The organism is Mycobacteriales bacterium, from assembly GCA_036497565.1.
Classification (GTDB): domain Bacteria; phylum Actinomycetota; class Actinomycetes; order Mycobacteriales; family QHCD01; genus DASXJE01.
Genome location: DASXJE010000149.1, coordinates 1 through 9,850, shown reverse-complemented (window position 1 = coordinate 9,850; position 9,850 = coordinate 1). Strand labels below are relative to the sequence as shown.

At 71.7% G+C, this 9,850-nt stretch carries 9 protein-coding genes; 6 read left to right on the top strand and 3 right to left on the bottom strand.

The window, feature by feature from the left end; genetic code table 11:
- From purL to purM, 4 genes are all read left to right on the top strand, one after another.
- The coding region (gene purL / locus VGH85_13205; GenBank protein ID HEY2174759.1) for a phosphoribosylformylglycinamidine synthase subunit PurL at positions 1–2,052 on the top strand (2,052 nt) is incomplete at its 5' end.
- 47 nt (positions 2,053–2,099) lie between these two features.
- The gene (locus tag VGH85_13200) at positions 2,100–2,888 is read left to right on the top strand and encodes a sterol carrier family protein (protein ID HEY2174758.1); all 789 of its coding nucleotides are present in this window, start codon (positions 2,100–2,102) and stop codon (positions 2,886–2,888) included.
- 170 nt (positions 2,889–3,058) lie between these two features.
- Positions 3,059–4,564, top strand: a complete 1,506-nt coding sequence (purF, locus tag VGH85_13195; protein HEY2174757.1) for an amidophosphoribosyltransferase — start codon at positions 3,059–3,061, stop codon at positions 4,562–4,564.
- Positions 4,561–5,646 (top strand): phosphoribosylformylglycinamidine cyclo-ligase, encoded by a 1,086-nt coding sequence (gene purM, locus VGH85_13190; GenBank protein ID HEY2174756.1) that lies wholly within the window; start codon positions 4,561–4,563, stop codon positions 5,644–5,646. Before purF ends, purM begins: the two co-directional genes overlap by 4 nt.
- Before the next feature lie 28 nt (positions 5,647–5,674).
- Here purM and VGH85_13185 read toward each other — a convergent pair whose 3' ends face one another.
- The 3 genes from VGH85_13185 to VGH85_13175 form a co-directional block, all read right to left on the bottom strand.
- Positions 5,675–6,586 carry a carbon-nitrogen hydrolase family protein gene (locus VGH85_13185; protein HEY2174755.1) on the bottom strand — a complete coding sequence of 304 codons (912 nt, stop codon included), beginning with the start codon at positions 6,584–6,586 and terminating at the stop codon, positions 5,675–5,677.
- Positions 6,587–6,683: 97 nt separating this feature from the next.
- Complete coding sequence (locus VGH85_13180; GenBank protein ID HEY2174754.1) at positions 6,684–6,878, bottom strand: DUF3073 domain-containing protein; 195 nt, start codon at positions 6,876–6,878, stop codon at positions 6,684–6,686.
- Positions 6,879–7,024: 146 nt separating this feature from the next.
- Complete coding sequence (locus VGH85_13175; protein HEY2174753.1) at positions 7,025–8,104, bottom strand: Glu/Leu/Phe/Val dehydrogenase dimerization domain-containing protein; 1,080 nt, start codon at positions 8,102–8,104, stop codon at positions 7,025–7,027.
- 334 nt (positions 8,105–8,438) lie between these two features.
- Between VGH85_13175 and VGH85_13170 the strand changes: the two genes are divergently transcribed.
- Both VGH85_13170 and VGH85_13165 read left to right on the top strand, forming a co-directional pair.
- On the top strand, positions 8,439–8,657 hold the full coding sequence (locus tag VGH85_13170) for a BldC family transcriptional regulator (protein HEY2174752.1): 219 nt from the start codon (positions 8,439–8,441) through the stop codon (positions 8,655–8,657).
- 107 nt (positions 8,658–8,764) lie between these two features.
- A partial coding sequence (locus tag VGH85_13165) for a pyridoxal phosphate-dependent aminotransferase (protein ID HEY2174751.1) occupies positions 8,765–9,850 on the top strand: 1,086 nt, incomplete at its 3' end.

Genomic DNA, 9,850 nt, shown 5'->3' with positions numbered 1-9,850 from the left:
TTCGCCGACAAGGCGCCGCGCGGTCAGCGGATGCTCGTCGGAATGGGGGAGAACGCCGGTGTCGTCGACGTCGGCGACGGGCTCGCGGTCACCTTCAAGATCGAGTCGCACAACCACCCGTCCTACGTCGAGCCCTACCAGGGCGCCGCCACCGGTGTCGGCGGCATCGTGCGCGACATCCTCACGATGGGCGCGCGTCCGATCGCGGTCATGGACCCACTGCGGTTCGGGCCGGCCGACGCGCCCGACACCGCACGGGTGCTGCCCGGCGTGGTCGCCGGCGTCGGCGGCTACGGCAACTGCCTCGGCCTGCCCAACGTCGGCGGTGAACTCGTCTTCGACCCGACCTACGCCGGCAACCCGCTCGTCAACGTGCTCTGCGTCGGGGTGCTGCCGCGCGACGGAGTGAAGTACGCGCGGGCCAGCGGCCTCGGCAACAAGGTGCTGTTGCTCGGCGCGCGGACCGGCGGCGACGGGATCGGCGGCGCCTCGGTGCTGGCGAGCGCCACGTTCGACGACGACGGGAAACCGGCGAAGCGCCCCAGCGTGCAGGTCGGCGACCCGTTCACCGAGAAGCTGCTCATCGAGTGCTGCCTGGAGATCTTCGCCGACGACCTCGTCGTGGGAATCCAGGATCTCGGTGCGGCCGGGCTGTCCTGCGCGACCACCGAACTGGCCAGCGCCGGCGACGGCGGCATGCGGGTCACCCTCGACGAGGTGCCGTTGCGCGACGCCACGCTCGCTCCGGAGGAGATCCTCATGAGCGAGTCGCAGGAGCGGATGTGCGCCGTCGTCGAGCCGGCGAAGCTCGACCGGGTGCTCACGATCTGCGCCAAGTGGGGCGTCAACGCCACCGTCATCGGCGAGGTCACCGGCACCGGCCGGCTGGAGATCAGCTGGCGCGGCGAGCAGATCGTCGACGTACCCCCGCGCACCGTGGCCCACGAGGGTCCGGTCTACGACCGGCCGATGGCTCGCCCGGCCGACCTCGACGCGCTGCAGGCTGACCCGCCGGACGGGCTGGCCCGCCCGGCCACGGTGGAGGACTTGCGGGCGACCCTGCTGCGGATGGTGTCGTCGCCCAACCTCGCCGACAAACGTTGGGTCACCGACCAGTACGACCGCTACGTGCAGGGCAACACGGTGCTGGCCCAGCCGCAGGACGCGGGGATCCTCCGGCTCGACGAGCGGAGCCGGCTCGGCATCGCGCTGGCCACCGACGGCAACGGCCGCTACACCCGCCTCGACCCCTACGCCGGCGCGCAGCTCGCCCTCGCCGAGGCCTACCGCAACGTCGCCGCCACCGGCGCGACCCCGGTCGCCGTCACCGACTGCCTCAACTTCGGCAGTCCGGAGGATCCCGGGGTCATGTGGCAGTTCGCCGAGGCCGTGCGTGGCCTCGCCGACGGGTGCGCGACGCTCGGCACGCCGGTCACGGGCGGCAACGTCAGCTTCTACAACTCCACCGGCACCGCCCCGATCCACCCGACGCCGGTGATCGGCGTGCTGGGCATCCTCGACGACGTCTCCCGCCGTACGCCGATCGACTTCGGCGCCGACGGCGACGTCCTCCTCCTGCTCGGCGACACCCGCGACGAGTTCGGCGGATCGGAGTGGGCCTGGGTCGAGCACCGGCATCTCGGCGGCCGGCCCCCGGCCGTGGATCTCGAGCGCGAGCGGCTGCTCGCCGAAGTGCTCGTCGCCGGCGCTCGCGACGGCCTGCTCCGCGCCGCCCACGACCTGTCCGACGGCGGGCTCGCGCAGGCGCTGGTCGAGTCGTGCCTGGCCGGCCGCACCGGTGCGACGGTGCGTCTCCCCGCCGGGATCGACCCGTTCGTGGCGCTGTTCTCCGAGTCCGCCGGGCGGGCCGTGGTCGCCGTAGCGCCCGCAGACGAGGAACGCTTCACCCGGCAGTGCGTCGAGCGGGGACTGCCGTGCGTGCCGGTCGGTGTCGTCGGCGGCCCGACGCTCGACCTGGCCGGGATTTTCGGCGTACCGCTCGAGGAACTGCGGGCCGCGCACGAGACCACGGTGCCGGCACTCTTCGACTGACCGGGACAGGACGTTCCCGGCAAACTCCGTGGCGATAACGTCTGGTGATGCCGCCCCGTCGACACGACGTCCGCCAGCTCGGCGCCGCCATCCAGGCGCAGGCGAAGGCGATCGGTGACTACCTCGACCATCTCGATCCACCGGCATGGACCCGGCCCACCGAGCTCCAGGGCTGGTCGGTGACCGAGCTCGCCGTCCACCTGACCGAGATCCTCGCGCTGATCGCGGACATCGTGCCGCGCCCGATCGCCGACCCGCCCATGGCCGTCGCCGACTACCTCGCCGCGCTGCCCGGTGCGGCGGACCAGATCCGCGAGCGCGTCGTCGGCGCGGTGGCCGGCCGGACCCCGGCGGAGCTGGTCGCCGACTACCGCGAGCAGAGCGACCGGGCCGGGAAGGTGCTCGCCCACGTCGGGGACACCGTGGTCGTGGCGGCTCCCCGCGGGCCGCTGCGGATCGGCGACTTTCTCGCCACCCGCGCCGTCGAACTCGTGGTGCACAGCGACGACCTCGCCAGCGCACGGTCGGACCGCCCCGGACCGCCGCTCACCCGCGACGCGTCGGCGGCCGCCGTACGCCTGCTCGCCGGGGTGCTGGCGACGCGAGCGCCCGGCCGGGCGGTCGAGCTGCGCGTCCCGCCGTACGCCGCGGTGCAGTGCATCGCCGGTCCGCGACACACCCGGGGCACCCCGCCGACGGTCATCGAGACCGATCCGGTGACCTGGCTGCGGGTGGCGACCGGCCGGCTCGGGTGGGCGGAGGCGGTCGCCCGCGGAGACGTCAGCGCAAGCGGCGAACGCAGCGACCTCTCGGCCTACCTGCCGCTGCTTTCCTGACCCCGCCGCCCCCTCCCCTCCCCTCTCATGATCAAGAGGGGATTCGTACGGCGTTTCGTACCGGAATCCCCTCTTGATCATGGGTGTGGGGTGGCGGGCGGGTGCCGGGGGCTGCCCGCGACCGTGGCTACACTCGGGGACGCCCCCTTTACCTCGCCGAGGAGACACTGGTGCGCTTGACGCCCGGAGCTACTGGCGATCCATCCGAGGACGACATCCCCCACGACGAGTGCGGCGTATTCGGCGTCTGGGCACCCGGTGACGAGGTGGCCAAACTCGCCTACTACGGGCTCTACGCGCTGCAGCACCGCGGCCAGGAGGCCGCCGGGATGGCCGTCAGCGACGGCAGCGCGTTGCTGGTCTACAAGGACCTCGGCCTGGTCGCCCAGGTCTTCGACGAGTCGATCCTGGCCAGCCTGCGCGGGCACATCGCGGTCGGCCACACGCGCTACTCGACCACCGGCGCGGGGACCTGGGAGAACGCCCAGCCGACGTTCCGCACCACCAAGGCCGGCACCGGTCTAGCCCTTGCCCACAACGGCAACCTGGTCAACACCGCCGAGCTGGCCCGCCAGGTCGGCGCCGAGATCACCCCCGGGCTCACCGGCTCGACCACCGACTCCGACGTCGTCACCAAGCTGCTCGCGGCCCGGCCGGACCAGTCGCTCGAGGCCGCCGCGGTCGAGATCCTCCCGCTCCTGCAGGGCGCCTTCACCCTGGTCTTCTGCGACGAGCACACCCTCTACGCCGCCCGCGATCGGCACGGCGTGCGTCCGCTCGTACTCGGCCGGCTCGAGCGCGGCTGGGTGGTGGCCAGCGAGACCGCTGCCCTCGACATCGTCGGCGCCTCGGTGGTCCGCGAGATCGAGCCGGGCGAGCTGATCGCGGTCGACGAGGACGGCCTGCGGTCGCACCGCTTCGCCGAGGCGAAACCGGCGGGCTGCCTCTTCGAATACGTCTACCTCGCCCGGCCGGACACCACCATCAGTGGGCGGGGCCTGCACGCCGCCCGCGTCGAGGTCGGCCGCCAGTTGGCCCGCGAGCACCCGGTCCCTGCGGATCTCGTCATCCCGGTCCCGGAGTCCGGTACGCCGGCCGCGATCGGCTACGCCGAGGAGTCGGGCATCCCCTACGGGCAGGGCCTGGTCAAGAACTCCTACGTCGGCCGTACCTTCATCCAGCCGTCGCAGACCATCCGCCAGCTCGGTATCCGGCTCAAGCTCAACCCGCTGCGGGACGTGATCCGCGGCAAGCGGCTGGTCGTCGTCGACGACTCGATCGTGCGCGGCAACACCCAGCGCGCTCTGGTCCGGATGCTCCGCGAAGCCGGCGCCGCCGAGGTGCACGTGCGGATCTCCAGCCCTCCGGTGCGCTGGCCGTGCTTCTACGGCATCGACTTCGCGACCCCCGCCGAGCTGGTCGCCAACGGCCTCGACGTCGAAGGCGTCCGCGCGTCGATCGGGGCCGACTCGCTGCACTACGTGACCCTCGACGGTCTGATCGCGGCGACGGAGCAGCCGAAGGACCGGCTCTGCCGGGCCTGCTTCGACGGCGAGTACCCGATCCCGCTCCCCTCCGACGAGATGATGGGCAAACACGTGCTCGAAGGCATCGCCCGCGGCATGCAGACCTTGCCCGTGGGACTCGCCGGCCACGACGCTCTGCAGCGGCCGTGAGCGGTCACCGCACGGAGTCGGGGCAAGGCTTCCCCGCCTCGACATACGCCGCCGCCGGGGTCGACATCGACGCGGGGGAGCGGGCCGTCGAGCTGATTCGGGCCCGGGCCAAGACGGCCCATCGGAGTGAGGTGGTCGGCGGCATCGGCGGTTTCGCCGGGCTGTTCGCCTTCGACACCAGCCGGTGGAAGCGGCCGCTGCTCGCCTCCTCCACCGACGGTGTGGGCACCAAGCTGGCAATCGCCCACGCCCTGGACATCCACGACACCGTGGGGCTGGACCTCGTCGGGATGGTCGCCGACGACGTCGTCGTCTGCGGTGCCGAGCCGCTCTTCCTGCAGGATTACGTCGCCTGCGGCCAGGTGGTCCCCGAGCGGATGGCCGACATCGTCGGTGGCATCGCAGAGGGCTGCCGGCTGGCCGGCTGCGCCCTCATCGGCGGCGAGACGGCCGAGCACCCCGGAATGCTCGAGCGCGACGAGTACGACATCGCGGGGACGGCGGTGGGTGCCGTCGAGGCCGATGCGGTGCTGGGCGCGGACAAGGTTCAGGTCGGCGACGTGGTGCTCGCCCTGGGGTCGTCGGGGTTGCACTCCAACGGATACTCGCTGGTCCGCCACATCCTGCTCGGGGTCGGCCGGATGCCGCTCGACGCCGTGGTCGACGAGCTGGGCAGCGCACGCACCCTCGGCGAGGAGCTGCTGACGCCGACCCGCATCTACAGCCTGGACTGCCTGGCTCTGATCGCCGAGACCGACGTACACGCCTTCGCCCACGTCACCGGCGGCGGGCTGGCCGGCAACGTGGCCCGGATCATGCCGGCCCACGCGGACGCCGTCATCGACCGGGGCACCTGGCGGCCGCAGCCGATCTTCGACCTGGTCGCAACTCGGGGCCGGGTGGACGAGGCCGAGATGGAGCGCACCTTCAACATGGGCGTCGGAATGGTGGCGATCGTCGGCCGCGACGACGTCGACCGCGCGCTCGCCCTCCTGATCGGCCGGCACCTGCCGGCCTGGGTGGCCGGCGAGATCGTCGACGGGTCGGGCACCGCCCGGCTGACCGGTCAGTACCGCGCCTGAGCCCGCTCCACGTACCGCGACGGGACTCCTACTCGTCGAACGACACCGGCCGGCGCGGCCTGGTGTCGACGTGCAGGGCGAGGACGTCCGGTCGCGCATAGTGCCCGACCGGATCGAACATCTGCCGGTGCCGGCGGACCTCGGCGAGGTCGACCTCGGCGTAGAGGATGCCCTCCTCCTCGAGCAGCGGCCCGGCGAGTACGTCGCCGCCCGGCGCCACGATCGTCGTGAAGCCGCGGCTCATCCAGTCGTCGTCCCCGCCGTAGACGTCACCGCGCAGTTCGGCCGGGACGTCGGACCCGCGCAGCAGCGGCGCGACCCCGAGGACGTAGACCCGGCCCTCCTTGGCTATGTGGCGGAGGGTGGCGACCCAGCTGTCGCTGTTGTCCCAGGTCGGGGCGAGGTAGATGTCGACACCCCGCGCGTACATCGCCGCCCGGGCGAGCGGCATGTAGTTCTCCCAGCAGATGAGCCCACCGATCACCCCGAACGGTGCCGGGACGACGTCGAGGGTCGAGCCGTCGCCATAGCCCCAGATCGTCCGCTCGCCGCCGGTCGGCATCAGCTTGCGGTGACGACCGGCCAGTGACCCGTCGGCGGCGAAGTAGAGCAGGGTGTTGTAGAGCGTGCTGCCATCGAGCTCGTCGACGCCGACGGCCACGTAGGTCCCGGCCGCCCGGGCCGCCTCACCGAGCTGCTCGGTGACGGGTCCGGGCACGGTGACCGACTGGTCGTGCAGGCGCGCGACGTAACTGCTGTCGTTCCAGGCCGGCACCCGCCAGACCCAGTCCGGATAGGCCGGGATGAACGCCTCGGGGAAAACGACGAGCTCGGCGCCGCGGGCCGCAGCCTCGCCGATCAACGCGCAGGCCTTGTCGGTCGTCGCGGCACGATCGAGAAAAACCGGGGTCGCCTGGACTGCGGCGACGGTCGTCGTCACCGCCGGACCGGCGACGGCCCGGGGTACCGCCGCGGCCCGTCGGGCGGCGCGGTCGGGCGTCCGGTCGGCGCGCGTGACCGGATACAGATCGTCCGGATCAGCCGGACGAGGACTCCCAGCGGGCGTACTCGTCGTCGCTGTCGTCGCGATCGTCGGTCGACGAGTGCGGCGACGAGGTCGTCGACGGCCCCGACAGCTCCTGCTGGAGCCGGTCGTAGTCGGGCGCGTGGCTGGAGTACTTCAGCTCACGCGCAACTTTGGTCTGCTTGGCCTTCGCCCGGCCGCGGCCCATGGCTTGACCCCCTCGCACAGAACACGGGGCGCCTTGTCCGGCAACCCCGATCTATGGCATCCGTTAGTAGCGCCCACGATACCGTGCCCGCTGTCGGCTGGCACCTCCGCCGGGGCGGGTAAACGGCCGGAAGGGCCGGTCCACGCTCAGCTTCGGCTCAGGATGGTGCGGAGCCGGCCGACCTGGGCCATCCGACGCTCGGCCAGCCGGTCGGCGGCGACCGCCGGGGGTACGCCGTCGACGGCCGCGAGGGCGAAGATCCGGCGGGTGGTGTCGAAGATCTCCGCGGCCTTGGCCTTGGCGCGCTCGAAGCTGAAGCCCTCGATCTCGTCGGCGACCTGGATCACCCCACCGGAGTTCACGACGTAATCCGGTGCATAGAGGACTCCCCGGTCGGCGAGGACCTTCTCGATTCCGGGATGGGCCAGCTGGTTGTTGGCGGCGCCACAGATCACCCGGGCGGTCAGGGCCGGCACCGTGTCGTCGTCCAGGGCCCCGCCCAGCGCGCACGGCGCGTAGACGTCGAGGTCGGCGCGGATCAGCTGGTCGACGTCGGCGACGATCTCGATCTCGGGGTCGGCGTGGTGGATCTGGTCGATCGCGCGCGGGCTGACGTCGCTGACCACGACCGTCGCGCCCTCGCCGCGCAGGTGCTCGGCGAGGTGCCGGCCGACCTTGCCGACCCCCGCGACGCCGACCCGGCGGCCGCGCAGGCTCGGGGTGTCCCAGACGTGTTCGGCGCAGGCGCGCATCCCCTGGAAGACGCCGTAGGCGGTGAGAATCGACGAATCGCCGGCACCGCCGTGCTCGGCCGAGCGGCCGGTCGCCCATCGGGTCTCCCGGGCGATGACGTCCATGTCCTGGACGTAGGTGCCGACGTCACAGGCGGTGATGTAGCGACCGCCGAGGGAATCGACGAACCGGCCGTAGGCCCGCAGCAGCGCCTCGGACTTCTCCGTGGCCGGGTCGCCCCAGATGACGGCTTTGCCCCCGCCGTGGTCGAGCCCGGCCAGCGCGTTCTTGTAGGCCATCCCGCGGGAGAGGTTCAGGACGTCGGTGACCGCCTCGTCCTCGCTGGCGTAGGGGTAGAACCGGGTCCCGCCGAGCGCCGGACCGAGCGCGGTGGAGTAGATGGCGATGATCGCCTTGAGGCCGCTGCCCGGGTCCTGGCAGAAGACGACCTGTTCATGGCCGGTGGGCACGTCGCCCATCGCAAACACGCTCACGGGTGTCTCCCTGCGTGGATGTCGGCCGAGCAGGCCGGGACGCCACGCTCCGCCGGATCGACGTCGGTCGCAGAGCGTCCACTTTCACCATAGTGCCGCCACGATGAGCGAAGGATTCGGCGTACGATCGGGTCATAGGCTGCAGGGCCGGACCGACTGCACAGAAGCGCCCGAATTACCCCTAAACGGTGCGGCTAGGGAGACCTGGTATGGACACCACGAAGTTGCTCTGCTCGGGCTATTCGAGCGTTGCGGAAAAATGGTGCAATGTGGGTAAGGGTCGGTTGTGCATACAACGGCGTCACACCGACTCGCCTGGCAGAAGGGACCAGCCATGACCACCCGAACCACTACGGATGCTGAACCGCTGCTCACGCCCGCAGAGGTCGCGACGATGTTCCGCGTCGACCCCAAGACCGTCACCCGGTGGGCCAAGGCCGGAAAGCTGACCTCCATCCGGACCCTCGGCGGTCACCGCCGCTACAAGGAGTCCGAGGTGCGGGCGCTGCTGGCCGGCGGGTCCAACGATCAGGCGGCCGGCGAGCACGCCTGACCCGCGGCACCGCGGCTTGATCGACTACTCGGCGTAGCTCTGCTGCCGTGTCCCTTCGGCAGCGGGCGTCGCCGAGACCGCCGGTGGGCGGCTGTTAGCGTGTCCCGGTGACTTCGGCTCCGCCGTTCCGTGACCCGCTCGTCGCCCGGATGCGCCCCTTCGAGACGACCATCTTCGCGGAGATGACCGCGCTCGCCAATCGCATCGGGGCGATCAACCTCGGGCAGGGTTTTCCCGACACCGACGGGCCGTCCGCGATGCTCGAGGTCGCCGTCGAGGCGATCCGCGCGGGCGTCAACCAGTACCCGCCCGGTCCGGGGATGCCCGCGCTGCGCGAGGCCGTCGCCCGCCACCGGCGCACGCAGTACGCCCTCGACTACGACCCCGACCGCGAGGTCTATGTCACCGTCGGCGCCACCGAGGCGGTCGCCACGGCGGTCCAGGCACTGTGCGAGCCGGGCGACGAGGTCGTGGTCTTCGAGCCCTACTACGACTCCTACGCCGCGGTGATCTCGCTCGCCGGCGCCGTACGTCGCCCGGTCACCCTGCGACCTGAGCGTCCCGGCGGCCGCTTCACCTTCGACCCGGACGAGCTGCGGGCGGCGATCGGTCCCCGGACCCGCCTCGTGCTCGTCAACAGCCCGCACAACCCGACCGGCACGGTGTTCACCCGCGACGAGCTCGGCGCGATCGCCGACCTGTGTGTCGAGCACGACCTCCTCGCCGTCACCGACGAGGTCTATGAACACCTGACCTTCGACGGCACCGGGCACATCCCGCTCGCGTCGTACGACGGCATGCGCGAGCGGACCGTCTCGATCTCCTCGGCCGGCAAGAGCTTCTCGGTCACCGGCTGGAAGGTCGGCTGGGTCTGCGCCCCGGCCACCCTGATCCGCGCGGTGCAGACCATCAAGCAGTTCACCACGTTCACCGTGGGCGGCCCGTTCCAGCTCGCCGTCGCCCACGCGCTCGACCACGAGCTCGACTGGGTGAGCAGCCAGCGGGCTTCGCTGCAGGCCAAGCGCGACCGGCTCTCAGCCGGCCTCTCGGCCGCCGGGTTCCTCACCTACGAGGCGGCCGGCACCTACTTCGTGCAGGCCGACGTACGCCCGCTGGGGTTCGACGACGGGATGACCTTCGCCAAGGTGCTGCCCGAGCGGGCCGGGGTGGTGGCCATCCCCAGCGAGGTCTTC